This is a genomic window from Actinomycetospora sp. (genome assembly GCF_036497245.1).
GTDB lineage: Bacteria > Actinomycetota > Actinomycetes > Mycobacteriales > Pseudonocardiaceae > Actinomycetospora.
On record NZ_DASXJS010000132.1, the window covers coordinates 16,389 to 41,842 of the forward strand.

Consider the following 25,454-nt stretch of genomic DNA (forward strand, 5'->3'; position numbering starts at 1 on the left):
ACTGCGGCGGACGCTGCCACGGGTGGGCCGCCGTGACCAAGATCCCCAGCTTGCATGCAGGGTCTGCCCGCCGTCATCGGGGTACGCCGCACACATGACCGCTTCCCCGTCCCCCACGCTCCCCACCGGCCTGTGCCTCGGCGGCAACGTCTTCGGCTGGACCGCCGACGAGACCGCCTCCTTCGCACTGCTCGACGCGTTCGTCGACGCGGGCGGACGCATGATCGACACCGCGGACAGCTACATGGCCCGGGCCGAGGGGCTCTCCGGCGGCGAGTCCGAGTCGGTGATCGGCCGCTGGCTGGCGCGGCGGGGCCGCCGCGACGACGTCGTGATCGCGACGAAGGTCGGGTCGTGGGCCGAGCACAAGGGCCTCGGCCCCGACAACATCCGCGCGGCGTGCGACGACTCGCTGCGCCGCCTGCAGACCGACCACATCGATCTCTACTACGCCCACCGCGACGACCCCGACACCCCGCAGGAGGACTACCTCGGCGCCTTCGACGAGCTCGTGCGCGCCGGGAAGGTCCGCGCGATCGGGGCGTCGAACTTCGACGCCGACCGGCTGGCGAGCGCGCTGGAGCTCGCCGACAAGCACGACCTCGCGCGCTTCGCCGCCGTGCAGCCGCACTACAACCTCGTGGAGCACGACTACGAGGGCGAGCAGGCGTCACTGGTCGGCCGGGAGGGCCTGGTCTGCTACCCGTACTTCGGGCTCGCGAAGGGCTTCCTCACGGGCAAGTACCGCCCGTCCGGTGGCGAGGTCGACACAGGCGCGGCCACGGGCACGATGGCGAACGCCCGCGCCGAGGGCGCCCGCAGCTACCTCGACGAGCGCGGGGTGGCGCTGCTCGGGGTGCTCGACGAGATCGCCGCGGCGCACCGGGTGCCGGTGGCCGCGGTGTCCCTGGCGTGGCTGGCCGCGCAGCCGACGGTGGCCGCGCCCATCGCGTCCGCCCGCACCCTCGACCAGCTGGCCGAGATCCTCCCGGCCGCGCAGCTGACGCTGAGCGACGCCGAGCTGGGTGCCCTGACCCGCGCGAGGGACTAGTACTTCCACCGCCAGGCGGCGAGGACCTCCTCGGTCTCCAGCTCCTGGGCCCAGGCGGCGTCGGCGCGCCGCACGGCCTGGAACGCGCCGAGGAGCTCCTCGCCGATCGCCCCCGCGATCCGCGGGTTGGCGGCGAGCGCCTCCTCCTGCTCGGCCTGGCTCGCCGGGAGCCGCTCGATCCCGGCCGCGGCGCGCTGCTTCTTCTTCCAGGTACCCGGGTCCTCGCCCACCGGGGCGGGCGGAGCGAGGTTCTCCTCGACGCCCGCCGCGCCGGCCGTCAGCACGGACGCGAGGGCGAGGTAGGGGTTGGCGGACGCGTCGGAGACCTTGAGCTCGAGGTTCGCGTGGTCCTCGCCGAGCAGCGCGGACCCTGGGAGGTAGCGCAGCGGGGCCTCGCGGTTCTCGACGCCCCAGAACGCGAAGGCGCCGGCGAAGAAGCCGGGGCGGAGGCGGGCGAGCGACCCGACCGAGGGCGCCGTGACCGCGGCCAGCGCGGGCAGGTCACGCAGCAACCCGGCGATGTAGGCACCGCCCGCCGACCCGCGCGGGCCCTCCGGGCCGCCCGCGAGCAGGTTCTCGCCGTCGCGCCACAGCGAGGTGTGCACGTGCCAGCCGTTGCCCGCGCCCGCGAGGGTCGGCAGCGGCGCGAACGACACCCGCAGGCCGTGCGCCTCGGCGGCGGCGAGCACCGTCTGGCGGGCCAGCAGCTGCTGGTCGGCGGCGGTGACCGGGTCGGTCGCCGCGAGGGACATCTCGACCTGCGCCGGTCCGTACTCGGCGTGGACCTGCCCGAGGCGCAGGCCGTTGGCCTCGCAGTCGCGCATCACCGAGGCGACGAAGTCGTCGATCGGCAGCAGCGCGTGCGGGCTGTAGGCCGGGCCGGGGTGGGCGGGGACGAGCGCGTCGTCGTCCTGGTCCTGCGGCTGCTCGAAGACGCCGAACTCCATCTCGTAGCCGACCAGCGCCGAGTAGCCGTCGCCCGCGAGGCGCTCCACGACGCGCTCGAGCACCGAGCGCTGGTCGAACGCCCAGGGCCCGCCGTCGGCGGTGACCTGGCGCCCGGGGGCCCACGCGAACGCGGGCTGGCCGGCGAGCCGGGTCACGCGGTCGAGCTGCGGGACGAGCCGGACGTCGCCGGAGGGCGTCTGCAGGCCGGGAGCGGCGAACGTGATGGCGTCGTTGGTGTCGAAGACCGCGAACAGCGTGGTCACCCCGACCCCGGTGGCCGCGACCTGCGGCAGCGTCGCGACCGGGACGGTGCGCGAGCGCGGGATGCCGTTGTTGTCCGCCCACGCGACGATCACGCCGGCCACCCCGTCGGCCGCCAGCGCGGCCGCCAGTTCCCGCCCCCGCTCGCGAGCCTCGTCGTTCCCAGCGGTCACGGTCCCCCACCTCTCGTCGGCACGACATCTCCACGGCACGACATTCGCGGTCAGGCTAGTCAGCACCGCGGGCGGCGGGCGACTCCCGGCGCAGCGCCACGCCGCCGACGACCGCCGCGATCCCGACCGCCTCCAGCGGTGCGGGAACCTGGGCGAGCCCGACGAGACCGACGAGGGTCGCCGTCAGCGGCAGCAGCGCCAGCAGCAGCGCGAAGCGGGCCCGCCCGACCCGGCGCAGCACCACCTGGTCGAGCACGTAGGGCACCACCGACGAGAGCACTCCGAGCGTCAGCGCGGAACCGAGCAGCCAGGGTGAGGCGGCGATCGGGCCGACGGTGAGCGCGAGGGGCGAGAGCACCACCGTCGCCACGACGAACCCGACCGCGAGCCCGTCGATCCCCTCGCCCGCGGAGCCCGCCGCACGCGCGACCCGGGTGCCGAGCACGATGTAACCGGCCCAGGCCAGCGCGGCCGCCAGCGCGAAGGCGACGCCGACGGGCGATCCCTCCAGCCGGACATCGGCGATCAGGCCGACCCCGACGACGACGAGTCCCAGCGCCAGCCAGTCCCGCCTGCCGCGCGAGCCCAGCGCGGCGACGAGCACCGGCCCGGCGAACTCGATCGCGACCGCCGTGCCGAGTGGCAGACGGGCGATCGCCTCGTAGAAGACGATGTTCATCCCGGCGGTCACCAGACCGAACGCGCCCGCCAGGGCCACCCGCCGTCCGGACCAACGCCGACGCGGCCGTCCGGACCACGCCGCGGCGTGCCGCCAGACCGCGAGCACCGCGGCCGCGCCCGCGAGCCGTAACCAGGCGACACCGGCCGGTGACGCCTTGTCGAACAGGCCCACGGCGAGCGCCGCGCCCACGTACATCGAGGCCCCGCCGATCACGAACAGTAAGGGCGCCGGAAGACCACTCGTCGCGGAAGATCGACTCACCATCGTGTGATTCCCCGCCGTACCCGATAACAACGGTCGCTGAACGGCGATAAGCGGTATGTGACCGACGACGAAGCACCGCGTGAACACGAGCGGTCGTCGTCCGGTTCTGACACAGTGGAGGGGCGACGGTCACTCGGCCGAAGCCTGCGGGACCGGTTCCCCCACCGGTTCCCGAACGGAGGGAGATGACGATGCCCGGAACCCTGACCCGGCCAGAACTCACCGCCTCGGACCGATGCGACCGTTGCGGTGCAGCGGCCTTGGTTCGCGCGATCCTGCCCTCCGGCGGAGAGCTGCTCTTCTGCGGGCATCACGCCCGAGCCCACGAGGCGAAGCTGAAGGAGCTCTCCATCGACGTGCAGGCCGGCGAGGCTGTGTGACACCGCGCTGACCAGCGGCGACGACCTCGCCGCTCGAAGCCCTGATACGACGGCGGGCGGGGACCACCACGGTCCCCGCCCGCCGTCGTCGTGTGTGGGGGTCCGGCGCCGCGCACGGCCGGGATCTCCGGCAGCCGGGCCGGACGGACGACGGTGACACGCCCGGGTCGCCGCGGCGACGTGCCCGGTCGGGTGGTCCGTGCGCTCATCGCGCGTCGCGCCGGGGCCGGGAATCCGGCCCGGCGGCACCCGCCACGACGGCGACGGTGTGTGACAGCGCTGTGTCGCCCATGACGACCACGTATCGCAGCGTGATCGACACCGGCTGTGTTCGGCAAGATCGGGTGTGACGTCGCACACACGACCACGATGCGTCGGAACCGCGATCAGCGCCACGACCGCAGGGTCGTGATGCGCTCCTCGATCTGTTCGGCCGTCGCGACCGGGGTCGCCGGGCCACCGCAGGCCTTGCGGAGATCCCCGTGGATCGCGCCGTGCGGGGCGCCGGTGCGGTGATGGTGGGCGGCCACGAGGGTGTTCAGTTCGCGGCGCAACTCCTTGAGCTTTTCGGCCGCGCCGGGCTTGGACCGGGTGGGCGGCGGCACCGGCGTCGGATCGGACGAAACCTGCTTCCCCTGTTCGTCGAGCTGCTCGCTCTGGCGCTTCCGGAGCAGCGCGCGCACCTGGTCGGGGTCCAACAGGCCCGGAAGGCCCAGGTAGTCCTGCTCCTCCGCGCTGCCCGACCCGGCCGCGGTGCCGAACGAGGCGCCGTCGTAGATGAGCTGGTCGAGCTCCGCGTCCGCCGAGAGCGCCTCGAAGCTCTTCTCCTGCTCGCCCGGCTCGTCCTCGGTGCGGTTGGCCTGCTCGATCAGCTCGTCGTCCAGGCCCTCCTTCGGCCGGTGCGGCTCGCCGAGCACGTGATCGCGCTGCAGTTCCAGCTCGCTGGCCAGCCCCAGCAGCGTCGGGACCGAGGGCAGGAACACCGACGCCGTCTCCCCCGCCCGCCGGGACCGGACGAAGCGGCCGACGGCCTGGGCGAAGAACAGCGGCGTGGAGGCGCTCGTCGCGTACACCCCGACCGCGAGGCGCGGGACGTCGACGCCCTCGCTGACCATCCGGACCGCGACCAGCCACCGGGCGTTCGACTCCCCGAAGGCCGCGATCCGCGAGGAGGCCTTCGGGTCGTCGGAGAGCACGACGACGGGCTCCTCCCCCGCCACCCGCGCCAGGATCTTCGCGTACGCCTTCGCCGTGATGTGGTCGGTCGCGATGACCAGGCCGCCCGCATCGGCCATGCCGCCGGAGCGCAGCTGCGTCAGCCGGGTGTCCGCGGCCTGCAGGACCGCGGGCATCCAGTCACCCTTGGGGTCCAGGGCGGTCTTCCACGCCCGGGCGGTGTGCTCGGCCGTCAGCGGCTCGCCCAGCCGCGCCGTCATCTCGTCGCCGGCGCTGGTCCGCCAGCTCGCCTGCCCGGAGTAGGCGAGGAAGACCACGGGCCGCACGACGCCGTCGGCGAGCGCGTCGGCGTAGCCGTAGGAATGGTCGGCCCGCGAGCGCAGGGCCCCGGCGGAGTCGGGCTCGTAGGTGATGAACGGGATCGGGCTGTCGTCGGAGCGGAAGGGCGTCCCGGTGAGCGCCAGACGTCGCGTCGCCCCCGCGAACGCTTCGCGGGTGGCCTCGCCCCAGCTCTTGGCGTCCCCGGCGTGGTGGATCTCGTCGAAGATCACCAGGGTGCGGCGGCCCTCGGTGCGGTTCATGTGCAGCACCGGGTGCGCGGCCACCTGGGCGTAGGTCACCGCGACCCCGTGGAAGTCCGCCGACATCTTCCCGACCGAGTTGGAGTACTCGGGATCGATCGCGATCCCCGCGCGCGTGGCGGCCAGCGCCCACTGGTGCTTCAGGTGCTCGGTGGGACAGACGATCGTCACGGTGTCGACGCTGCGGTCACCGAGCAGTTCGGAGGCGACCTTGAGCGCGAAGGTCGTCTTCCCGGCGCCGGGCGTCGCGACGGCGAGGAAGTCCTTCGGCCGGTCGGCCAGGTAGCGGGTCAGCGCGCGGCGCTGCCACTGGCGCAGCGGCGGAGCCGGCGGTGGGGGGCCGCCGGCCTCCGTCGGGAGGCCGGGGTTCCTGCGGGGCGCGCGCGTGGTCATGACCCTCCGGGGCGGGACGTGGCCAGGGACATCCGGTGCCGGACGCCGGGCACCGGGCGGACCGCCGCGGCGGTCCGGGGAGCGGGTGGGGTGGACGAGGCGAGGTCAGGCCTCACTCGTCGTCGTCGCCACCGCCGCTGGGCATCTTCTCGAAGATCTCTTTGCAGGCCGGGCACACCGGCGACCCGGGCTTCGGCGACCGGGTGACCGGGAAGGTCTCCCCGCACAGCGCGACGACCATCGAGCCCATGACGGCGCTCTCGACCACCTTGTCCTTGCGGACGTAGTGGAAGACCTTCGGGTCGTCGTCGTTCGTGCGGTCCGTGCCCTCGGGGCGGACGTCGGGGAGCACCGCGGTCTGGCTCATGCCTCCATGATGCCCCACGGCGTCCGGTTCGGTGCGACCGCTCCGGAGATCGTCCTCAGCCGTCCGTGCCGGTGCGCGGCGGCGCCTGCTCCGTGCGCGGCGGTTCGTGGTCCGGGCCGTCCTGCTGCTCCTGGCGCGGCCCGTCGGTGCGGTGCGAGCGTGCGTCGAGGACCTCGGCGGCCTCGATGATCTGGGCCTCGCTCACCTCGGGCAGCGCCTTGCGGTCCGACCGGTACCGGTTGACCTTGCCCGCCTTCTGCGGGAGCCGGTCGTTGGCGATCAGCACCGCCACCCACGGCAGCGGGACCGAGAGCACGATGAACAGCACCGCCACCAGCGGCAGGTTGAACCAGATGCCGAACACCCCGGCCAGCAACAGGCAGGGGATGCGGCACGCCATGATGACGGAGTACCGCCGCTTGCGAGCGGCGAACTCCTCGTCGAACGAGACCTGCGCCTCGGTGATCAACACCGGGTCGTCCTCGTGACGCCGGTTCACGGCATCACCTCCCCACACCTCACTGTCCCACCGCGGGTGCCCATCGGCACGCCGGGCACACGCGCCGATCCACGACCTCCGGCGCGCGACGCCCCTTCGGGGCCGGGAGGTCCACCGGGGCGTCGTGCCCCGCAGCAGCCGCAGGCCGTTGCCACGGCAGGCGCCCCAAGGCCCCCGCCGAGCACGACGACCACGTCGCTCAACTGCTCGACGAGGCCGTGTTCCACGTCGAGGACCTGACCACCGGGCTCGACGCCTGGGCGTCGCCCGTCACGACGGCGGCGGCCTCGGCGAGCAGGGCGACGAGCGTCGCGTCGCGCTCCGCCGACCCCGAGGGCCCGGCCAGGGACGCCGCGCGGTGGAACGCGACGGCGAGATCGGGCAGGGCACGCAGTCCCGCGAGGCGGCCCGGCCTGCCGCGCAGGGGCACCCGCGTCCAGCGCGACCGCGCACGCGACGCCCGGCGGAGCAGGCGCGCGGCGAGGACGTCGTCGGGCCGGCGCGCGAGCACCTGCCGGGCGCACACCGCGACCAGCGCCCAGGAGGCCCGGGGGTCGTCGGTGGCGCTCGTCGCGAGGGCGGGGGCGAGCGGGAGCAGCGTCTGCCGGGCCTCGTCCGAGACCCGGTCGTTGATCTGCTGGGCGAGCACGGCGAGAGCCGGGAGGGCGCAGCGGGGCCGGTCGGTGAACGGTTCGCCCGCGATCACGGACACGCGCTCCATCAGGCACGACCCCGACGCCGGGTCGGCGTGACCGCCACGCTCCAGCCGCACGTCGTCCGCCACGCGGCCACCTCCGGAACGACCTCACCGAGAACGATCTCGTCGCCACCCCCCGGCGACGAACCGAGCGTAAGTGATCCGCGCGCTCCCGTCAGGCGGGAGTGTGCCGCGACCCCCTCACGCCCCGGACACCGCCGGGGCCACCGTCAGATCCACCGGCACCGTGACCACCTCACCGGCCCGGAGCACCTGCAGCCAGAGCCGGTGGGCACCGGGCTGCGGGAACACGTAGTCGAAGGAGATCTCGGGGCCGAAGCCGCGTCCGGGGAGCGCGCGCTGCATGTCGTGCGCGTGGGAGAACGACGCGGCGGCGTCGGTCGGATCCGGGACCCCGGCGCGTCCCGGACCCAGGACGAACAGGTGTCCCGCCATGCCGAGCCAGGCCGCGACATCGGTGACGGGACGTCCGCCGGCGGCCAGGGTCATGCGGATCCGCGCAGGACGCCCGACGACGGCGTCGTCCGCCGTCACCGTGGCCTCCATCCCGGAGACGGACCGCGGGCCGGGGCCGGCCGCCGCGGTCACGGCGGGTGGAGCGGTCACGGCGGGTGGAGCGGTCACGGCGGGCGGCCCCGGCACGTCGACGCCCGAGCGCACCACCTGGTGTCCACCGTCCTCGCGGGAGAACTCGGCGAACATGCCGTACCGACCGCCGGAGACAGGCGCGAAGCGGACCTGCCAGTGACCGGGTCCGGTCCGCACCGGGTGCAGGTGCGCCTCCGACCCGTCGACGCCGAGGACCGCGAGGTGGATGAAGGCCTCGTCGTGCACGGCGAGGTCGTCGACGGGCGCCCCGGAGGACCCGTCGGTGAGCCGGAGGTCCAGCACCGACCCCGCACCGCTCGGAACGGGCGGACCGGTGAGAGCGGTGGAGAGGACGACCGCCCCGGAGGTCATCGGGGCCGCGGCAGTCGTGCCGGTCGCTTCGTGCATCCCAGTCATCCCCGGCATCCCGGCCATCCCCGGCATCCCGGCCATCCCCGGCATCCCGGCCATCCCCGGCTCGTGGGCCATGCCGTCGGGACCGGGACCGGGGGCGGCAGCGACGGCGCCCGCGGACCCGCCCACGACGTACGCGGCCGGCGCCGCGCTCGTGCCGAGCGCGAACGCAGTGACCGCCGCGGTGGCGCCGACCACCGCGAGACCGCCGAGGACGGCGGCGCCCCACCGCCGGCGCCGGGCGGTGCGGGTCGTCGCCGCGACACCCGCGACGACCGCGAGCGCGACACCGATCCGCACCAGCCACACCCACGCGGGGGTGCCGGGGTCGACGTAGGTCATCGGGATGCGGGCCGGGGTCCCGCCGTCGTCGAGCACCAGGTCCCACCGACCGGGCCGGTCGATCGCCAGCGCCGCCTGGCCCGGGGTCCCCACGCGGCCCGGCCGGACCTCGGCGCTCGCGAGGGTGCCGCCCGGCGCCCCGACCGGCTCCGCCCGCACGCGGACCGGGACGCCGCCACCGGCCCCGAGTGCCTCGAGCGAGATCGACATCCGGCCCGATCCGCTCTGCGGCGGGACGACGGTGAGCGTGAGATCGCGATCCCCGAGCGACTGGGCCAGCCGGACCACGCCGGTCGCGGCGCTCTCGTGCGCGGACACCGGGCCCGCGACACCGAGCCCGAGCACGGCCACCAGCAGGAGGGTGAGCCCCACGGAACGTCCGGTCACGGTCGGCCAGACTACGGCCCATCTGTGCAGGTGATGAGATATGTGAGGAGCGCTCCTACATCCGGAGCAGGTACGTGTCCATGATCCAGCCCTTGCGCTCCCGGAGCTCCGTGCGCCTGCGCAGGATCTCGTCGCGGACGTCGCCGACCCGGCCGCTGATCAGGGCCTCGTCGGGGGTCCCGAGGTAGGCGCCCCAGTAGACGGTCGCGTCGTCGGGGGCGGCGTCGACGCCGTGGGAGTCCGCTCCGTCGAGCATGACGACGAGGTCGGCGCGGTCGGTCGGTGTCCCCGCGATCACCTGACGCGCCGGGGTGACGGCGACGGGACGACCGGTCCGCGTCATCGTCACCCGGTGCGCCGCGGTGAGCGCGGCCGGAGCGCTGATTCCGGGGACGACCGTCCAGGTGATCTCGACGTTCCCCCGCTCGACGATGCGCTCCACGGTGTCGACGGTGCCGTCGTAGATGCCCGGGTCGCCCCAGGCCAGCAGGGCGACGGACCCGCCGTCCGGGACCTCCGTGGCGATGAGCTCCTCGTAGAGCGCGAGCCGCTCGTCGCGCCACTGCTGCGTCGTCTGCAGGTAGTGGCCCTCCTCGGTGGTGCCGCGCTCGCGGTGCGCGTCCTGACGGCGGACGACCGTCGCCTGCGGCGCGAACCGCGCCGCGATGTCCGCCCGGGCGTCGGTCAGCTCGTCGGCCTTGCCCCGCTTGGCGAGCAGGAGCACGACGTCGACGGAGCCGAGGACGTCGACGGCGTCGAGGGTCAGGTGTCCCGGGGAGCCGGCGCCGATGCCGACGACGTGCACGCTGCGCATGGATACATCTCACCGCACCGGGGTGCCGGCGGGGCGCCCCGGGGCACGGGGGCGCTCAGGCCTTCGCGGCCTTGGCGGCTTTCTTCTGGGCCTGCTTGTGCTCACGCACCTCGGTGAGCGTCACCGGGTCGACGACGTCGGCGATGGAGCGCCGCGCGCCCTCGTCGCCGTAGGAGCCCGCGGCCTCGCGCCACCCGTCGAGCGCGAGCCCGCACTGCTTGCCGAGCAGCGCGGTGAAGATCTGCGCCTTCATCTTCCCCCACCCGGGGAGCGCGTTCAGGCGCTGGAACACGTCGCGTCCGTCGGCCGCGTCCGTCCAGATCCGGGTGACGTCGCCGTCGTAGTCGTCGACGATCACCCGGCACACGCTCTGCACCCGCTCGGCCATGGATTTCGGGTAGCGGTGCAGCGCGGGCGGGCCGGTGAACGCGGCGACCAGCTCGTCGTGGTCGTACCCGGCGATCTTCTCCGCGGTGATCTCCCCGATCCGCTCGGTGAGCAGGGAGGGGCCCGCGAACGCGCGCTCCATCGGGAACTGCTGGTCGAGCACCATGCCGATGAGCAGCGCGAGCGGGTTCTCGGACAGCACCTTGTCGGCGTCCGGGTCCTGGGCGAGGGTCAGCGGCGTCACGGGGGTCAGCCTACGACGGGGTCAGCCGCCGTCCAGGGGCTTGGTGAGGACCGCGAACCGCAGGTCGGGATCGCGGGGGTGACCGACGCCCGGCGCGCCGTAGGGGAACGGGCGCGACTCCCCGGTCCGCACGTACCCCCGGCGCTCGTACCAGGCGATGAGCTCGGCGCGCCGGTCGATGACGCACAGCTCCATCGTCGTCGCGCCGCCCGCCCGGGCCTGCTCCTCGGCGGCGGACTGCAGCGCCCGGCCGATCCCCGAGCCCTGGGTGTGGGGGCGGACCGCGAACATCCCGAACGACGCGGTGGGCTCCCCCGCCCGGTGGGTCACAGCGGCGCAGCCGTCGTGATCACCCGCGACGAGCACCGTGATGGCGGGGTCGGCGAGATCCGCGACGAGCAGCTCGCGGGTGGTCCGCGGCCCGTCGATGAGCTCCGCCTCGGTGGTCCACCCGTTCTGCCCGCCGTGGCCGCGATAGGCGGCGTGGATGAGCTCGAGCAGCGGGTCGGCGTCGTCGGCGACGGCCGTCCGGATCGTGAGCGGAGCCGTGGTCACGCCCTGATTGTGCGCGGCTGGAGAACGCACCGGAAGTGATCAACGACGCTCGCGGGAGAACCCGTTGTCGGCAGGTGATCGTGCCGAGCGCGACGTCTCACCCACCTCGCCCAGCATGATCGCGACCTCGTGAGCGACACGCGCAAGATGGCGCCGCGACGCGCTCACGAACTCCCGATCTTCCGATCGGTGATCCGATTCGCGGCAGGCGGCAGTCGCGACAGCAGCCTCGTCGGGACCACGCTCCGTCGCCGATCAGACGTCGGCCGCGGCCGACGTCTCCGACCTGTGCGGCTCCAGCTGGCCCAGCCCCCGGTCGACGTCGGCGGCCCTCCGCCCGATCACCGGGAGCCCGCGCCACCACAGCGAGATCCCGCGGCGCCGGATGGCGACCGCGACCCGCTGGGTGACGAACGGGTGCCGCACGAGAGCCCGGAGCAGGCTCCGCCTCGTCGCCGGCCGACGGGTACCGCGCATGGTGGCCACGAAAGCGGTGGTGGGCTCCCCCTGCTCGTCGTGACGCCGCAGCACGACCGTGGCGGACAGCGACTCGCCGGGCTCGGGGACCGTCATCCGGTACTCGCCGTCGACGGGGAAGAACGGCGAGACGTAGAAGTCCTTGTCGACGCGGGCGCGGCCGGCGTCGTCCACGTCGAGCAAGTAGTGGTGGCGCCCGCCGTAGGTGTTGTGAACCTCGGCGACGACGGCGGCGAGCGCTCCGGCGTCGTCGTGGCACCAGAACAGCGTGATCGGGTTGAAGACGTAGCCGAGCGTGCGCGGGTGGGCGAGCATCAGGACCCGCGCCGGCCGGGGCCGATCGTTCGCGGCGAGGAACGCGTCGAGGTTCGCGCGGATCGAACGGTCCGGGTGCCCGAGGTGGTCGGCCCCGCGGAACGCGACCAGCCGGCCGAACCGCGGCAGGTCGTCGAGGTCGACCAACCAGAGGTACATGCGGTGGGTGAACGCGTCGGCGAGGGTCTGCGAGCGGCGGTGCTCGACGAGCACGTCGTAGAGGGCGGAGCTCACGAGGTCACCACGCCACGCCCAACGACGCGGCCGCGGCCACCCCGGAGGCGCAGCCGTCCTCGTGGAAGCCCCACCCGTGGTACGCGCCGGCGTACGCGATACGGCCGTCGTTGAGCCCCGGCAGCAGCTTCTGGGCGGCGACCGACGCGGGCGTGTAGGCGGGGTGCTCGTAGTCCATCTTCGCGATCACCGTCGAGGGGTCCACCCGGTCGGTGGCGTTGAGGGTGACCACGTACGTCTCCGGTCCCGGCAAGCGCATGAGCCGAGTCATGTCGTAGCTGACGAGCACCCGGTCCTCACCGGGCACGAGCAGCAGGTTCCACGACGCGCGCGCGTCCGGGGCCGTGGGCAGCACCGAGGCGTCGGTGTGCAGCCACGTCTCGTTGGCCGAGTACCGGAACGCGCCGAGCACCTCGCGCTCCGCCGTCGTCGGCGAGGCCAGCAGCGACAGCGCGGTGGGGGCGTGGGTGGCGACGACGACCCGGTCGACCCGGTGCGCGACGTCGGCGTCGTCCCGGATCCCGATCCCGTCGGCGTCCCGGGTGACCGCGCGGACCGGCGTCGACACCTCGACGGCGGACAGGCCCTTCACCACCTGCTCCACGTAGCAGGCCGAGCCGCCGACCACCGTGCGCCACTGGTGCGAGCCGCCGACCGAGAGCATCCCGTGGTTGGCGAGGAACGCGAACAGGTAGCGCGCCGGGTACTGCATCGACAGCTCGGGGCCGGACGACCAGACCGCGGAGACCACCGGCACCGCGAAGGTGTCGATGAAGTACCGGGAGAACCGTCCGCGGCGGAGGAACTCGCCGAACGTGACGTCCTCGTCGAGGGCGGACCGGCCGGCCAGGACCCGCCGCGCCGCCCGGTGGAAGCGCAGGACCTCGGCGAGCATCCCGAGGTGGCGGGGGTTGGCGAGGTTGCGGCGCTGGGCGAACAGGCCCGCCGCACCGCGCGCTCCGGCGTACTCGAGCCCGGTCGACTCGTCGCGCACGCTCATCGACATCTCGGAGTCCTGCGTGGCGACGCCGAGCTCGGAGAAGAGACGGAGCAGGTTCGGGTAGGTCGCCGCGTTGTGGACGATGAACCCGGAGTCGACGCTCACCGAACCGAGATCATGGGTGTGCGCGTGCCCCCCGAGCCGGTCCTCGGCCTCGAAGAGGGTGACGTCGTGGTCGCGCTGCAGCACGTAGGCGGCGGTCAGGCCGGACACGCCGGCCCCGATCACGGCGACACGATCACGAGGCACGGGCTGCTCCAGCGGTCATCGGCTCACGGGGCTGAGGGGTGTCAACGGCTCAGGGGGACGGACAGGCCCTCGGGGGAGCCGGCCGCCATGGCCTTCGCGACCGCGTCGTCGAACGGTTCGAGTCCCAGCGCGGCCATCGTGAACCGCGCGACCAGCCCGTGCCACTCCCCCGCCCGCCGCAGCATCGCGTGCCCGTCGCCGTGGACCTCGAAGCGCGCGACGTGGTCGCTGATCCCCGCGACCTCGCGCGCGAACCACAGCGACGCCCGCGGGTCGGTCATCCGCTCGCGGTCGCCGTGCGCGACGAGCAGCGTCTGCCCGCGCAGGTGCTCGGTCGGCTCGTGCCTGCCGATCCACGGGGCGAGGGCCGCGACCCCGACGACGTTCGGGTCGCCACCCACCCGCAGCGCGGCCCGGGCGCCCATCGAGTGCCCGACCAGGACGACCCGCACGTCCGGGCCGTGGCGACGGCGGAGGTCGTCGAGGGCCCAGCGCGCGTCACGGACCGGGTCGGGGTTCGTGGACGGCCCATCGGCGTGCTCGGTTGCTCGGTCGGGGGCGTTCCAGCCGCGCACCCGGTAGCGCAGCAGGTCGGTCTCCACCCCACGGGACGAGCCGGTCCCATCCCCCGTCGCTGCGCTCGCCCCGGCCCGCGCGATCGCCTGCCCGAACGGCACCATCCGCACGTGGGAGAGCAGGAACCCGTCCGCGCCCTGCTGACCGTCGGGCCGGCCCCCGTGCAGGACGAGCACGGCGCCGGCCGACCCGTCCCCCTGCGGAGAGGCCGGTTCGAGGCGCGGGAGACCGAGCGGAGCGGAGCTCGACCGTCGGTGGAGCAGATTCACGCCCCCCATCCTGCGTCCGCGCCGGCCGGAGGCGCCGGGACCCGGTCGCCGGTGTCACCGGTATCACCCGGCGTCGTCCGGGGCCTGGGCGCCGGTGTAGAAGGCGATCGTGCGCCGGGCGCGGGCCAGGGCGTCGTCGGGCGCGATGCCCACCGCCTCGCTCGCCGTGCCCCAGTCGAACCCCGCCGCCGTGACGAACTCGCGGCCCTCCTCGGAGACCGACCACGCCACGAATTCTTCCGGTGACACCGCGACCCCGCTGCGCAGGTGCTCGGCGAGCCCGAGCAGCCCGAGGTCCCACCCGACGCCCACGGCGCCCGGGCCGTAGGTCCCCCAGAACTCCGGGTCGACCGGCGCGATGTGGTGCAGCGTGAACCGCGCCCCGACGCCGTCGGGGGTGATCCGCACCTCGATCCAGCTGACCTGCCCGCCGAACTCCCAGGTGGCGTCGAAGCCGTGCGGCGGGTCGCACGCGGTGATGGTGCCGCCGGCGTTGCCCTCGAGCTGGTAGTGCCCGCCCACCTCGAGCTCGCCGGAGAGTGGCAGGAACCAGCGCGGGACCCGCTCGGGGTCGGTGCACGCCGCCCAGAGGTCCGCGACGTCGGTCGGGTAGGTCCGCGCGATCGTGGCGACGGTCAGCTCCGGGCCGTCGGGCTCGCCCGGGCGCATGGCGACCTCACGTCGGGTCGCCTCGACCTCGCGGCGGATGTCCATCAGGGGGTCTCCTTGTCGTCGGTGGTGCGCCGCCCGCGCTTCCCGCGGGCGATCTCGGTGGCCAGGGCGTCGAGGTGCGGGGTCCAGAACCGGCGGAACCGGTCGAGCCAGTCGTCGAGGAGCTCGAACGGCTCAGCGCGCACCGCGTAGAGCCGCCGGGTGCCCTCCGGCCGGACGCTGACGAACCCGTGCTCGCGCAGGACCTTCAGGTGCTGGCTGACCGCGGGCTGGGTGATCCCGAACTCCTCCGCGACCGCCTCGCCGACGCGTCCCGCGGTGCGCTCGCCGTCGGCGAGCAGCTCGAGGATCCGGCGCCGGACCGGGTCCCCGAGGACGTCGAAGGCGTGCACGATGGTAAGTATCGACAGAGACTTATATAAGTGCAAGGACAAGCTCGGTGATCCGATGAACCGCGGATCACCCGTGCGCCGAACGCTGCCGCGACAGCCACCGCCCCGCCGAAGGGATTCCCATGAAGGCCGGAGACACCGCGCCCGACTTCTCGCTCGCCGACGACACCGGGGCCACCCGGACGCTGTCCGGGCTGCTCGCCGACGGCCCACTGGTGCTGTTCTTCTACCCCCTGGCCTCCTCCGGCGGCTGCACCCAGGAGAGCTGCCACTTCCGCGACCTCGCGTCGGAGTTCGCCGCCCTCGGCGCCCAGCGGGTCGGGATCAGCGCCGACTCGGTGGAGAAGCAGCACACGTTCTCGGAAAGCAATTCGTTCGACTACCCCCTGCTCTCGGACCCGGACGGCACCGTCGCGAAGCAGTTCGGCACACGCCGGGCCTGGCTGCCCATGGCACCGGTGAAGCGGAAGACGTTCGTGATCGACACCGACCGCACGGTGCTCGAGGTGATCACCGGCGAGATGCGCTTCGACGAGCACGCCGACTCGGCGCTGACGGTGCTCCGCAAGCGCGCCGAGGCCTGAGACCCCGCGACCTTCGCCCGTTCGGAGTTCCATCGGCGTACCGATCTTGACGTCGATTTCACCTCAGTTTTACCCTGAATGACCCATTCCTTCAGCGTCGAAGGAGCAGGTCATGGAGCCTTATCGGACCATCGTCGCGGGCGTGCACGACACCGAACGCGGCTTACGGGCCACTGATCGGGCGATCGAGGTCGCCGGCCACTGCCGGGCGATCCTGTACCTCGCCGCCGCGACGGGACCCTCGCACGCATCCCACCCGGAGAGCACCGGGTCCGACGGGGACGGGGGCGTCCGGATGGAACCCGCCTCGCCCGCGGTCCTGCAGCGACTCGTCGAGCGGGCCCACGAGCACGGTGTCACCGACGCACGGCCCCTGTCGCGGTCGGGTCGCCCCGTCGACGTCCTGGTGGACGTCGCGGACGACGTCGACGCCGGTCTCGTCGTCGTCGGCAGCCACGGGATCAACACCACGGCGGGACGGGTCTTCGGATCCGTCGCCGCCGACTCGGCGCGCCGCGCATCGAGCGACGTGCTGATCGTGCACACCACCGACGAGCGATGGCACCTGAGCCACGCGCGCCGACGACGTCTGGGCCCCACGACCGCCCCGTACCAACGGGTGCTGGTCGGGGTGCACGACAGCGTCCGCGACCCGCACAGCACGCAGCGGGTGGTGGAGGTCGGCGCCGAGATGGCCGCGATCTTCGATGCGGAGATCGTGCTCTCGTCGAGCTACGAGCCGGCCGACTCGCACGAGGTGGACCGGGCCGAGATGGACCTCGGGTCCGACGCGGCGTTCCAGCTGAGGGGTGCCAATCCCGTCGAGGCCGCCCTGCGGGACGCCACGAGGACGGCGATGGCCGTCGGCGCCAGGTCCCCGAGGACGGTGGCCCGCGCGCACACCCCTCCGGCGCGCGCTCTGGTCGAACAGGCCGGTCAGGTCGGTGCCGACCTGGTCGTCGTGGGCAGCCACGGGCTGCACGCCCGACGGCGACGGATGTTGGGAGCGGTCGCCGCCTCGGTCTTCCGTCACACGCCCGCCGACGTCCTCGTCGTCAACACCGAACGGCACCGCCGACCGTCCCCCTGAGTCGCACGGCGGCCGCCCCGGGGTCGTGCCGTCACGAGGGTGGGCGCCGAGCCCTCCTCCGCGCGGTCACCACTCCGGGGTGTGCGAGATCGAGTCGACCGCGATGCGCAGGACGAGCCGGGACCCGGCGGAGGCCCCGCCGAAGTTCGGGTAGGGCCGTCCCAGGTACTTCTGGGAGAGCGCCTCGATGTGCTCGGCACCGCCGTCGGTCGTCGCCTCCACCACGCGGCCCCGCACGCCCCAGTAGCGCGCCGCCTGGTCCGGGTCGACGACGTTGACGGCCACCCGCGGATCGCGGGCGACGTTGCGGGCCTTCTGCATCCCCTCGACGACGTTGATGACGACGTGCTCGCCGTCGGTGTCGACCCAGGTCTCGGTCAGCTGCGGCGAGCCGTCCGGCATGGCGGTGGCGACGAAGCACGGTGCGGGGCGGCGCAGCAGCGCCACCATCCCCTCGGGGAGCGGGACGGACACGGGGTTCCTCCTCAGGTGGCGCGGGCGGGCGCGGAGCCGGGCGGGAGCGGGAGGAACCCGCTGGTGCGCTCGACGTACTCGGCGTAGCCCGGGCGGTTCGACATCGACTTCTCGGTGAGCTCCTTGCCGGTCACCCCGATGAGCAGGTAGCTCATCAACGCCGGGCCGACGACCGTGATCAGGCCGGCCGGGTGCCCGACCGCGACGAGGAAGATCCCCCACCACACGCAGAAGTCCCCGAAATAGTTCGGGTGCCGCGTGTAGCGCCAGAGCCCCGAGTCGAGCACCGTCCCCTTGGTGGCGGGGTTCGCCTTGAAGCGGGCCAGCTGCGCGTCGCCCACCGACTCGAACACGAACCCGACCAGCCAGACCGCGGCGCCGAGCACGAGCACCGGCAGCACGACCGATGCCCGCACCATCGCCGCGATCACCGGCAGCACCACGACGATCATGACCCCGGCCTGCGGCAGATAGACCTTCCGCAGGACCGTCCCGGTGATCGCACCCGGTGCGTGCCCGTCGCCGAGCATCGCCGCGTAGCGCGGGTCCTCGCCCTTGCCGTGGTTGCGCCACCCGATGTAGATCGCCAGCCGCAGGCCCCAGACCACCGGGAGCGCCAGGGCGACGAGCCGCACCGTCGGGTTGCCAGTGCCCAGCACCCCGGAGGCCACGTACACCGCGACCGCGACGAGGACGAAGCCCAGACCCCAGGTGACGTCGACGATGCTGTGCTTGCCGACCACCCGGGCGATCACCAGCGTCACCGCGAAGGTCACGACGACGACGCCGACGGCGACCGCCAGCAGGATGCCTGCGGCCGCCCACGAGAAGTCGACGCTGTCGAAGCTCATGGCGCAGTGGTACCCGTCTTCGCGGCATCCCGCGCGGGCTCGAAGGAGACGCGCGTCGCCGGCATGCCGGACCGACCCGTCGTCGTGGGCCGGGTGAGCAGGATCTGGTCGACGCCCATCCGGTTCTCCTCGAACGCGAGCGCGCCGCCGACCAGGTAGAGCCGCCACATCCGGGCGCCCCGCACCCCGGCCAGCGCCACCGCGCGGTCCCAGTTCGCCTCCAGGGTGGCGAGCCACGCCCGGATCGTCGGGACGTAGTGCTCGCGCATGACGTGGACGTCGCGGACCTCGAGCCCCGCGCGCTGGAGGAGCGTCAGGGTGTCCCCGACCGGGCGCATGACCATGTCCGGGGTCACGTAGGTCTCGATGAACGCGCCGCCGCCCGGGTGGTCGGCGGGGCGGCGGGACATCTGCTGCACGAGGGCACGCCCGCCCGGGTGCAGCGCCCCGAACAGGGTGGCGGCGAACGTCGGGTAGTTCCCGTCGCCCACGTGCTCGCCCATCTCGATGCTGGAGACGGCGTCGAAGGTGCCGTACTCCTCGATGCCGGTGGCGATGTCGCGGTAGTCGACGAGATCGACCTGGACCTTGTCGGCCAGCCCCTCGGCGCGGATGCGCTGGTTGATGTGGTCGCGCTGCTCGGCGGCGATGGTCACCCCGCGGACGTGCGCGCCGAAGTGCTTCGCGGCGTGGATGGGGAGCGACCCCCAACCGCACCCGACGTCGAGGAGCTTCGAGCCCGGCCCGAGCCCGAGCTTGCGGCAGATCATGTCGAGCTTGGCGTCCTGGGCGGCGGCCAGGGTCTCCGGGGTGAGCTCCGCTGCGAGGTCGGCCCAGTACCCGGACGAGTAGGCCATGTTCTCGTCGAGGATCAGCTCGTAGAAGTCGTTGCCCGCGTCGTAGTGGTGGTGGATCACGGCTCGGTCGCGCAGCTTGGAGTGCAGGCGCGCGAACCGCGGGAGCTTGATGGCCTCGGGCGGCGGCGCCGGGCGCGGGCCGAGCAGACCCAGGCGCGCCGTGCTCCCGAGGAGGCCGGGCAGCTCGCCGAGCGTCGGCTTCCGGGGCTTCACGGCACCGTCGCGCACGAGGCCCCACATGGCGGCGAGGCCCTCGCCGAGGTCGCCGTCGACGTCGAGGTCCCCGGACACGTAGGCGTGGGCCAGGCCCATCTCTCCCGGCTGCCACAGCAGGCGGCGCAGCGCCCGCCGGTGGTTCAGGACGACGACGGGGGCGCCGGAGTCGGCGGGGGCGCCCGCCTCGCTGCCGTCCCAGGCGCGGATGCGTACGGGCAGCCGCCCGTCCACCTCCGGCGGTCGAGCTCCGCTCCGCGTCGCCTCCACGAACGCGCCGACCACGCGAGCCACCCGTGCCGCTGCCTGCCCCATGCCCTGTCCTCCCGAGTGTCAGCGATGCGGCATCGCTGACGCTGGACGTCAGCAACTCCGCATCCTCGCGGGCGTCGCCGCGCTCCTCACCCCGGATCATCGGCCCGCGCGGCGGATCGGTTCGCCGCCCGGAACGTGACGGCCGAGTGGGCACCCACGGCTCCCGGTCGAACCGTGGAGGTCCATTCGCCACGGTCCGGGTGGGGAACTACTCATGCGGGAGCGGCGAACCAGGGTCCATGATCCGGGGCATGTCCTCCCAGTACTCCGCGTCGGGCACCGGCGACGCCGCCGACTCCCCAGCGGGCCCGTCGCCCAGCGCCGCCCCCGCGCCGGAGCCGGAGCCAGGTTCCAGCGGGAGGGCGGGCGCGGGCGCCGTCGTCACGGCCTCCGACCATCCGGAACCGCGCGCCCACCCGCGCGTGCGGCGGATCGCGCAGGGCCACGACCGGCGTCCGCCGGGCCGCGCGATGCGGCTGTGGCGCAAGCTCGCGATCTGGCTGCTCTACCCCCGGCTCGACCGCGGCTTCGGGTACGGCTTCGCGATCGACCTGCTGTGGCCGGTGCTCATGGCCGTGGCGCGCTGGGACTTCCGCGGCGGGCGTCACGTGCCCGCGAAGGGCGGTGTCCTGCTCGCGGTGAACCACCTCTCGCACGTGGACCCGATCGTGCTCGTCTCCTACTGCATGGCGCAGGGGCGCGTGCCGCGGTTCCTCGCGATGTCCGAGCTCTGGGACATGAAGATCATCGGGTCGCCGCTGCGGGGTGGTCGGCACATCCCGGTGGATCGCCGCTCGTCCGGGATCGAGGCCTACCGCGCGGCCGTCGAGGGCGTGAAGCGCGGCGAGTGCATCGTCGTCTACCCCGAGGGCGGCTTCCCCGAGCACTCCGACGGCTGGCCCCGCAAGGCACACACCGGGGTGGCGCGGATGGCGCTCGCGACGGGGGCGCCCGTGATCCCGGTCGGTCAGTGGGGGTCGAACCACCTGCTGCCACCGACGGCGAAGGTGGGAACGCTGGTCCCGCGGGCGACGCTGCACGTGCTGGCGGGCGAGCCCGTCGACCTGGCGGACCTGGTCGGGAAGCAGGGGCGCCGCAGTGCCCTGCAGGAGGCCACCGACCGGATCATGGACCGGGTCACCGATCTGCTCGGTGAGGTGCGCGGTGAGGTGCCGCCTGCCGTGTAGGTGGGCGGAGCCCTCGTGAGCACTTTCCGGGGTCATGGCCCCGGAAAGTGCTCACGAGCGCGAAGCGCACCTACCTAGCCCTGGACCTGCTTCTGCATGTCCGTGACGACGGTCGGGTCGACCAGGGTGGTGGTGTCGCCCAGCTCCTCGCCCTCGGCGATGTTCTTCAGCAGCCGGCGCATGATCTTCCCGGAGCGTGTCTTCGGCAGGTCCCGGGCGAAGATCACCGTCGCCGGCCGGGCCAGCTTGCCGATCGACTGCGCCACCTGCTCGCGCAGCGCCTGCTCGAGCTCGTCGGTGCCCTCCTTGTCGCCCACCAGCGACACGAAGGCCACGATCGCCTGCCCGGTGTCCGGGTCCTTGCGCGAGGCCACCGCGGCCTCCGCGACGTCGGCGTGCTCGACGAGCGCGCTCTCCACCTCGAACGTCGAGAGCCGGTGGCCGGACACGTTGACGACGTCGTCGATCCGGCCCATCAGCATGATGTCGCCGTCCGCGTCGTACTTGGCGCCGTCGCCGGCGAAGTAGGCGTCGGAGTACTTCGACCAGTAGGTGTCGCGGAAGCGCTGGTCGTCCTTGTAGAGCCCGCGCATCATGCCCGGCCACGGGGCGGTGAGGACCAGGTTGCCGGTCTCCTCGACGCCGAGCTCCTTGCCCTCGTCGTCACGGACCTCCGGCTTCACACCCGGGAACGGCTGCTGGGCCATGCCGGGCTTGAGGGTGGTCATGCCGGGCAGCGGGGTGATGAGGATGTGCCCGGTCTCGGTCTGCCACCAGGTGTCCATGATCGGTGCCTTGCCCGCGCCGACGTGCTTGCGGTACCACTCCCACGCCTCGGGGTTGATCGGCTCACCGACGCTGCCGAGCATCGTGATCGAGGACAGGTCGCGGGACTGCGCGTACGACTCGCCCCACTTCATGTGCGACCGGATCGCGGTCGGCGAGGTGTAGAGGATCGAGACCCCGTACTTCTCGATGATCTTCCACCAGACGTCCTTGTCCGGGTAGCCCGGCGTGCCCTCGTAGAGCACCTGCGTCACGCCGTTGACCATCGGTCCGTAGACGATGTAGCTGTGCCCGGTGATCCAGCCGATGTCGGCGGCACACCAGTAGACCGAGTCGTCCTTGACGTCGAACACGAGGTTGTGGGTCGTGCCCGTGCCGACCAGGTAGCCCGCCGTCGTGTGCACGACGCCCTTGGGCTTGCCCGTGGAGCCCGAGGTGTAGAGCAGGAAGAGCAGGTCCTCGGCGTCCATCGGCTCGCAGGGGCAGCTCGCCGGGTCCCCGTCGACGTCGGCGATGAGCTCGTCGAGGTAGACGTCCCGGTCGCTCATCGGGATCTCGTTGCCGGAGCGGCGGACCACGACGACCTTCTCGATGCTGGTCGGGCCCGCGTCGAGTCCCTCGTCGGCGTTGGTCTTCTGTGCGGCGGTCTTGCCACCGCGCATCGCCTCGTCCTGGGTGATGAGGACCTTGGCCTCGAGGTCGTTGCAGCGCTCCGCGACCGCCTTGCCGCTGAAGCCGCCGAAGACCACGGTGTGCGGCGCGCCGAGCCGGGCGCACGCGAGCATCGCGACGACCGCCTCGGGGATCATCTGGGCGTAGATGCCGACGGGCACGCCCTTGCCCACCCCGAGCTTCTTGAGCCCGTTGGCGAACTTGACCACCTGCTCCTGCAGCTGCGCGTAGGTGACGTCACGCGTCTCCGACGAGTCGGGCCCGTCGTCCGGGACGACGTGGAGCGCGACCTTGTCGCCCTTGCCGTTCTCGACGTGGCGGTCGACGCAGTTGTAGCAGGCGTTCAGCTTCCCGCCGACGAACCACTTGGCGTACGGCAGGTTCCACTCGAGCACCGTGTCGTACGGCGTGAACCAGTCGATGCGCTGCGTGGCCTGCTCGCCCCAGAACTCCTCGAGGGCCTGCTCCTTCATTTCGGGGCGGGCGTTGGCGGTCTTCGCCAGCTCGGGGTCCGGGGGATACTGATGCCCCTGGTTCGCCGTCGTGCTGCCCTGCTCCGACATCCGCTGGCCTCCCGGTAGATCGACATGAGGACGTGCTGGCCGGCCCCCGAACGCCGCGCCGCACCAGGTGTGTGCACAGCGTCACGCGCCGACCTCGATGAGGCAACCCTGCCACGATGCCCGCGGCACGGTCCCCTCTCCTCGGAGGGTCTATGTCCCCGTCGTGACGGTGTGCCACACGTCATGAGCGACGACGCGGCCGGTGAACCGATCACCGGGAGTCTGTCCGAGACTGTTCGCGTGATCGCACCGACCCCGGCGACCGACGACGGCCCCGCCCTCGACGCCGCACTGCTGCCCGAGGTGGCGGGGCGCCTCGCCGACCCGCTGCGCCGCGCGGGGTTCACCGTCGACGGCCTGGCGGGCGCGCTGGGCTCCGAGGCGGGCGCGGCGCTCGACCGCGGGGAGCCGGAGCCGGCCGCCCGAGCCGTCGGCGGACAGGGCGCGCTCGCGACGCTGGTGCGGCTGTTCCTGCTCGGCGAGTCGCGTCCGGCCGACGACGTGGCCGCGGCGATCGACCCCGTCGGGCTCGACGAGGCGGTCGGGTCCGGGCTGCTCCACCCGGCCGACGGCGGCACCGTGGTCGCGGCGCTCGACCTCCGTCCGCACGCCGACGAGCACGGCTCCTGGTGGGTGCTCTCGGACCTCGAGGTCCGCGCGGACGGTCCGGACGACGGCAAGGGGCGCGAGCACGTGCTGGGGACGGGCGCAGCCTCGATGTCGCTCGCGGCCGCCACCGTGCGCCGTCCGGTCGGGACGCTGCTCGACCTCGGGGCGGGCTGCGGGGTGCAGACCCTGCACGCCTCCGGGCACGCGGCCACCCTCACCGCCACCGACGTGTCGGAGCGCGCCCTCGTCCTCGCCCGGGCGACGTTCGCGCTCGCGGGCGTGGACGTCGAGGTGCTCGCGGGACCGTGGTGGGAACCGGTCGCGGGGCGCCGGTTCGACCAGGTCGTCTGCAACCCACCCTTCGTGCCCGGCCCGCCGGAGGTCGAGCACGTCTACCGCGACGCGGGCCTGGGCGGGGACGGGGCGAGCGCGCTGCTGGTCTCGACGGTGCCCGCGTACCTCGCCGAGGACGGGGTCGGGCAGCTGCTCGCGTCCTGGCTGGTGACCCGCGCCGACGTCGAGGCCGCCCGGGCCGCGGGCGATCCGCACGACGGCTGGGACGCGCGGCCGCGCCGCTGGCTCACCGAGGCCGCGGCGGCCGCCGCGCCGGGCGGGCTGGACGCGTGGGTGGTGCAGCGCGACGTCGCCGACCCGACGCTGCACGTCGGGACGTGGCTGCGCGACGCGGGCGTCGACCCCGCCTCGCCCGCGGGCCGCACGCGCGCGGCACGGTGGCTCGACTTCCTCGCCGAGCACGACGTCGTCGGGATCGGCTTCGGGTTCGTGACCCTGCGCCGCACCGGGGTGGGTCGGGACGGCAGCGCTGTCCCGGGCACCGTCGTGTGCGAGGACATGCGCCAGGCCCACGGCGATCCGCTGGGCCCGGAGGTCGAGGCGTGGCTGGACCGGGTGGCCTGGCTGCGCGGGCGCGACCTGCTCGACGAGACGCTTCTCGTCCCGCCGACGACGGCGTTGGAGCGGGGCTACACCGCGGCCGATCCGGCCGATCCGGCCGACCACGAGGAACCCGAGGCCCCCGACGACGACGCGGTCGGCTGGCGGCGGATCGGCGGGACGCTCGTGCGCCTCGACGGGCCGCAGTGGCGCCACGACCTCGACGAGCTCGGCGAGGCGCTGCTCGCCGGGTGCCGGGGCCATCTCCCGCTCCGGGACCTCTGCGAGCTGCTCGCGCTCGCCCACGGGCGGGACCCCGACGAGCTCGCCGCCGCCGCGCTCCCCGTCATCCGGGAGCTCTTCCTGCACGGGATGGTGGTGCCGCGGTGAAGGCCGTCGTCGCGCGGGTGAGCCGGGCCTCGGTCTCGGTGGGCCCGGAGGTCGTCGGGGCGCTCGAGGGGCCGGGCCTGCTCGTCCTGCTCGGGGTGCACCGCGACGACCCGGCGCGGGTGGGGACGGCGGACGACCCGGTGCCGGTCATGGCGCGCAAGGTGCACGAGCTGCGGTTGTTCGGGCCGGGCGAGCGCAGCGACGGGAGATGCAAGGGCGAGCGCAGCGACGGGGGATCCAAGGGCGAGCGGAGCGACGGGGGAACTGACGGCGAGCGGAGCGACGGGGGCTCCACCGGCGAGCGGTCGTGCGCCGAGACCGGCGCGGGACTGCTCGTCGTGAGCCAGTTCACTCTCTACGGCGACACCCGGAAGGGACGACGACCGTCGTGGTCGGCGGCCGCCCCCGCCGAGGACGCGGAGCGACTGGTCGACGCGGTCGTCGCGACCCTGCGGGACCGCGGCGCGACGGTGGCGACGGGCGTGTTCGGCGCCGACATGGCGGTGGAGTCGGTCAACGACGGGCCGTTCACGGTGATCGTCGAGGTGTGACGCGGGTTGC

26 protein-coding genes are annotated in these 25,454 nt (G+C 73.6%); 7 read left to right on the top strand and 19 right to left on the bottom strand.

The features are described from left to right. The first annotated feature begins 94 nt into the window (after positions 1–94). On the top strand, positions 95–1,051 hold the full coding sequence (locus VGI02_RS13525) for an aldo/keto reductase (RefSeq protein ID WP_331627906.1): 957 nt from the start codon (positions 95–97) through the stop codon (positions 1,049–1,051). Here VGI02_RS13525 and VGI02_RS13530 read toward each other — a convergent pair. Then, positions 1,048–2,433, bottom strand: a complete 1,386-nt coding sequence (locus VGI02_RS13530; RefSeq protein WP_331627907.1) for a type I glutamate--ammonia ligase — start codon at positions 2,431–2,433, stop codon at positions 1,048–1,050. The genes VGI02_RS13525 and VGI02_RS13530 overlap by 4 nt on opposite strands. Before the next feature lie 55 nt (positions 2,434–2,488). Beyond that, positions 2,489–3,379, bottom strand: coding sequence for an EamA family transporter (locus VGI02_RS13535; RefSeq protein WP_331627908.1), 891 nt, complete (start codon positions 3,377–3,379; stop codon positions 2,489–2,491). Positions 3,380–3,564: 185 nt separating this feature from the next. On the opposite strand from VGI02_RS13535, the gene VGI02_RS13540 reads away from it, so the two are divergent. Continuing rightward, entirely contained in the window at positions 3,565–3,759 is a 195-nt protein-coding gene (locus VGI02_RS13540) for a DUF7455 domain-containing protein (protein ID WP_331627909.1), read from the top strand. Positions 3,760–4,145: 386 nt separating this feature from the next. On the opposite strand, the gene VGI02_RS13545 is transcribed toward VGI02_RS13540, so the two are convergent. The 13 genes from VGI02_RS13545 to VGI02_RS13605 form a co-directional block, all read right to left on the bottom strand. Next, a complete protein-coding gene (locus tag VGI02_RS13545) occupies positions 4,146–5,909 on the bottom strand; it encodes a DEAD/DEAH box helicase (protein WP_331627910.1) in 1,764 nt (587 codons plus the stop codon). 112 nt (positions 5,910–6,021) lie between these two features. Continuing rightward, entirely contained in the window at positions 6,022–6,276 is a 255-nt protein-coding gene (locus VGI02_RS13550; RefSeq protein WP_331627911.1) for a DUF3039 domain-containing protein, read from the bottom strand. A 55-nt stretch (positions 6,277–6,331) separates the two neighbouring features. Beyond that, a complete protein-coding gene (locus VGI02_RS13555; protein WP_331627912.1) occupies positions 6,332–6,775 on the bottom strand; it encodes a DUF3099 domain-containing protein in 444 nt (147 codons plus the stop codon). Between the two features lie 199 nt (positions 6,776–6,974). After that, entirely contained in the window at positions 6,975–7,559 is a 585-nt protein-coding gene (locus VGI02_RS13560) for a hypothetical protein (protein WP_331627913.1), read from the bottom strand. A gap of 114 nt (positions 7,560–7,673) precedes the next feature. Beyond that, on the bottom strand, positions 7,674–9,224 hold the full coding sequence (locus tag VGI02_RS13565) for a DUF8832 domain-containing protein (RefSeq protein WP_331627914.1): 1,551 nt from the start codon (positions 9,222–9,224) through the stop codon (positions 7,674–7,676). A gap of 55 nt (positions 9,225–9,279) precedes the next feature. Beyond that, positions 9,280–10,038 carry a precorrin-6A synthase (deacetylating) gene (gene cobF, locus VGI02_RS13570; protein WP_331627915.1) on the bottom strand — a complete coding sequence of 253 codons (759 nt, stop codon included), beginning with the start codon at positions 10,036–10,038 and terminating at the stop codon, positions 9,280–9,282. A 55-nt stretch (positions 10,039–10,093) separates the two neighbouring features. After that, positions 10,094–10,669 (bottom strand): HhH-GPD-type base excision DNA repair protein, encoded by a 576-nt coding sequence (locus tag VGI02_RS13575; protein ID WP_331627916.1) that lies wholly within the window; start codon positions 10,667–10,669, stop codon positions 10,094–10,096. 21 nt (positions 10,670–10,690) lie between these two features. Further along, positions 10,691–11,224: a GNAT family N-acetyltransferase gene (locus VGI02_RS13580; protein WP_331627917.1), complete on the bottom strand. Its 534-nt coding sequence runs from the start codon at positions 11,222–11,224 to the stop codon at positions 10,691–10,693. 255 nt (positions 11,225–11,479) lie between these two features. Beyond that, on the bottom strand, positions 11,480–12,250 hold the full coding sequence (locus VGI02_RS13585; RefSeq protein ID WP_331627918.1) for a DUF1365 domain-containing protein: 771 nt from the start codon (positions 12,248–12,250) through the stop codon (positions 11,480–11,482). Positions 12,251–12,254: 4 nt separating this feature from the next. Beyond that, positions 12,255–13,499 carry an NAD(P)/FAD-dependent oxidoreductase gene (locus VGI02_RS13590; protein ID WP_331627919.1) on the bottom strand — a complete coding sequence of 415 codons (1,245 nt, stop codon included), beginning with the start codon at positions 13,497–13,499 and terminating at the stop codon, positions 12,255–12,257. A gap of 41 nt (positions 13,500–13,540) precedes the next feature. Then, a complete protein-coding gene (locus VGI02_RS13595; protein ID WP_331627920.1) occupies positions 13,541–14,344 on the bottom strand; it encodes an alpha/beta hydrolase in 804 nt (267 codons plus the stop codon). Between the two features lie 63 nt (positions 14,345–14,407). Beyond that, complete coding sequence (locus tag VGI02_RS13600; protein WP_331627921.1) at positions 14,408–15,058, bottom strand: SRPBCC family protein; 651 nt, start codon at positions 15,056–15,058, stop codon at positions 14,408–14,410. Continuing rightward, the gene (locus VGI02_RS13605) at positions 15,058–15,408 is read right to left on the bottom strand and encodes an ArsR/SmtB family transcription factor (protein WP_331627922.1); all 351 of its coding nucleotides are present in this window, start codon (positions 15,406–15,408) and stop codon (positions 15,058–15,060) included. Before VGI02_RS13605 ends, VGI02_RS13600 begins: the two co-directional genes overlap by 1 nt. 122 nt (positions 15,409–15,530) lie before the next feature. Here VGI02_RS13605 and VGI02_RS13610 point away from each other — a divergent pair, with 122 nt between their 5' ends. Together VGI02_RS13610 and VGI02_RS13615 are read left to right on the top strand one after the other, a co-directional pair. Then, complete coding sequence (locus tag VGI02_RS13610; RefSeq protein WP_331627923.1) at positions 15,531–15,992, top strand: peroxiredoxin; 462 nt, start codon at positions 15,531–15,533, stop codon at positions 15,990–15,992. 112 nt (positions 15,993–16,104) lie between these two features. Next, a complete protein-coding gene (locus VGI02_RS13615) occupies positions 16,105–17,082 on the top strand; it encodes a universal stress protein (protein WP_331627924.1) in 978 nt (325 codons plus the stop codon). 66 nt (positions 17,083–17,148) lie between these two features. Here VGI02_RS13615 and VGI02_RS13620 read toward each other — a convergent pair whose 3' ends face one another. From VGI02_RS13620 to VGI02_RS13630, 3 genes are read right to left on the bottom strand one after another with little or no spacing between them, the layout of a single operon-like run. After that, positions 17,149–17,556 carry a TIGR03618 family F420-dependent PPOX class oxidoreductase gene (locus VGI02_RS13620; RefSeq protein WP_331627925.1) on the bottom strand — a complete coding sequence of 136 codons (408 nt, stop codon included), beginning with the start codon at positions 17,554–17,556 and terminating at the stop codon, positions 17,149–17,151. 11 nt (positions 17,557–17,567) lie between these two features. After that, positions 17,568–18,407 carry a DUF1295 domain-containing protein gene (locus VGI02_RS13625; protein WP_331627926.1) on the bottom strand — a complete coding sequence of 280 codons (840 nt, stop codon included), beginning with the start codon at positions 18,405–18,407 and terminating at the stop codon, positions 17,568–17,570. Continuing rightward, entirely contained in the window at positions 18,404–19,792 is a 1,389-nt protein-coding gene (locus VGI02_RS13630; protein WP_331627927.1) for a class I SAM-dependent methyltransferase, read from the bottom strand. Before VGI02_RS13630 ends, VGI02_RS13625 begins: the two co-directional genes overlap by 4 nt. A 251-nt stretch (positions 19,793–20,043) precedes the next feature. On the opposite strand from VGI02_RS13630, the gene VGI02_RS13635 reads away from it, so the two are divergent. Next, positions 20,044–20,979, top strand: coding sequence for a lysophospholipid acyltransferase family protein (locus VGI02_RS13635; protein WP_331627928.1), 936 nt, complete (start codon positions 20,044–20,046; stop codon positions 20,977–20,979). Positions 20,980–21,053: 74 nt separating this feature from the next. Here VGI02_RS13635 and acs read toward each other — a convergent pair whose 3' ends face one another. Continuing rightward, positions 21,054–23,000 carry an acetate--CoA ligase gene (acs, locus tag VGI02_RS13640; protein ID WP_331627929.1) on the bottom strand — a complete coding sequence of 649 codons (1,947 nt, stop codon included), beginning with the start codon at positions 22,998–23,000 and terminating at the stop codon, positions 21,054–21,056. 240 nt (positions 23,001–23,240) lie between these two features. On the opposite strand from acs, the gene VGI02_RS13645 reads away from it, so the two are divergent. Further along, complete coding sequence (locus tag VGI02_RS13645) at positions 23,241–24,893, top strand: DUF7782 domain-containing protein (protein ID WP_331627930.1); 1,653 nt, start codon at positions 23,241–23,243, stop codon at positions 24,891–24,893. Beyond that, positions 24,890–25,444, top strand: a complete 555-nt coding sequence (locus tag VGI02_RS13650) for a D-aminoacyl-tRNA deacylase (RefSeq protein WP_331627931.1) — start codon at positions 24,890–24,892, stop codon at positions 25,442–25,444. Before VGI02_RS13645 ends, VGI02_RS13650 begins: the two co-directional genes overlap by 4 nt. Positions 25,445–25,454 lie beyond the last annotated feature (10 nt).

Excerpts from the sequence above, each read along its gene's own strand:
- VGI02_RS13525 (WP_331627906.1), top strand. The coding sequence starts at position 95 with ATGACCGCTTCCCCGTCCCCCACGCTCCCCACCGGCCTGTGCCTCGGC.
- VGI02_RS13535 (WP_331627908.1), bottom strand. The coding sequence starts at position 3,379 with ATGGTGAGTCGATCTTCCGCGACGAGTGGTCTTCCGGCGCCCTTACTG.
- VGI02_RS13540 (WP_331627909.1), top strand. The coding sequence starts at position 3,565 with ATGACGATGCCCGGAACCCTGACCCGGCCAGAACTCACCGCCTCGGAC.
- VGI02_RS13545 (WP_331627910.1), bottom strand. The coding sequence starts at position 5,909 with ATGACCACGCGCGCGCCCCGCAGGAACCCCGGCCTCCCGACGGAGGCC.
- VGI02_RS13550 (WP_331627911.1), bottom strand. The coding sequence starts at position 6,276 with ATGAGCCAGACCGCGGTGCTCCCCGACGTCCGCCCCGAGGGCACGGAC.
- cobF (WP_331627915.1), bottom strand. The coding sequence starts at position 10,038 with ATGCGCAGCGTGCACGTCGTCGGCATCGGCGCCGGCTCCCCGGGACAC.
- VGI02_RS13600 (WP_331627921.1), bottom strand. The coding sequence starts at position 15,058 with ATGGACATCCGCCGCGAGGTCGAGGCGACCCGACGTGAGGTCGCCATG.
- VGI02_RS13610 (WP_331627923.1), top strand. The coding sequence starts at position 15,531 with ATGAAGGCCGGAGACACCGCGCCCGACTTCTCGCTCGCCGACGACACC.
- VGI02_RS13615 (WP_331627924.1), top strand. The coding sequence starts at position 16,105 with ATGGAGCCTTATCGGACCATCGTCGCGGGCGTGCACGACACCGAACGC.
- VGI02_RS13625 (WP_331627926.1), bottom strand. The coding sequence starts at position 18,407 with ATGAGCTTCGACAGCGTCGACTTCTCGTGGGCGGCCGCAGGCATCCTG.
- VGI02_RS13630 (WP_331627927.1), bottom strand. The coding sequence starts at position 19,792 with ATGGGGCAGGCAGCGGCACGGGTGGCTCGCGTGGTCGGCGCGTTCGTG.
- VGI02_RS13635 (WP_331627928.1), top strand. The coding sequence starts at position 20,044 with ATGTCCTCCCAGTACTCCGCGTCGGGCACCGGCGACGCCGCCGACTCC.
- acs (WP_331627929.1), bottom strand. The coding sequence starts at position 23,000 with ATGTCGGAGCAGGGCAGCACGACGGCGAACCAGGGGCATCAGTATCCC.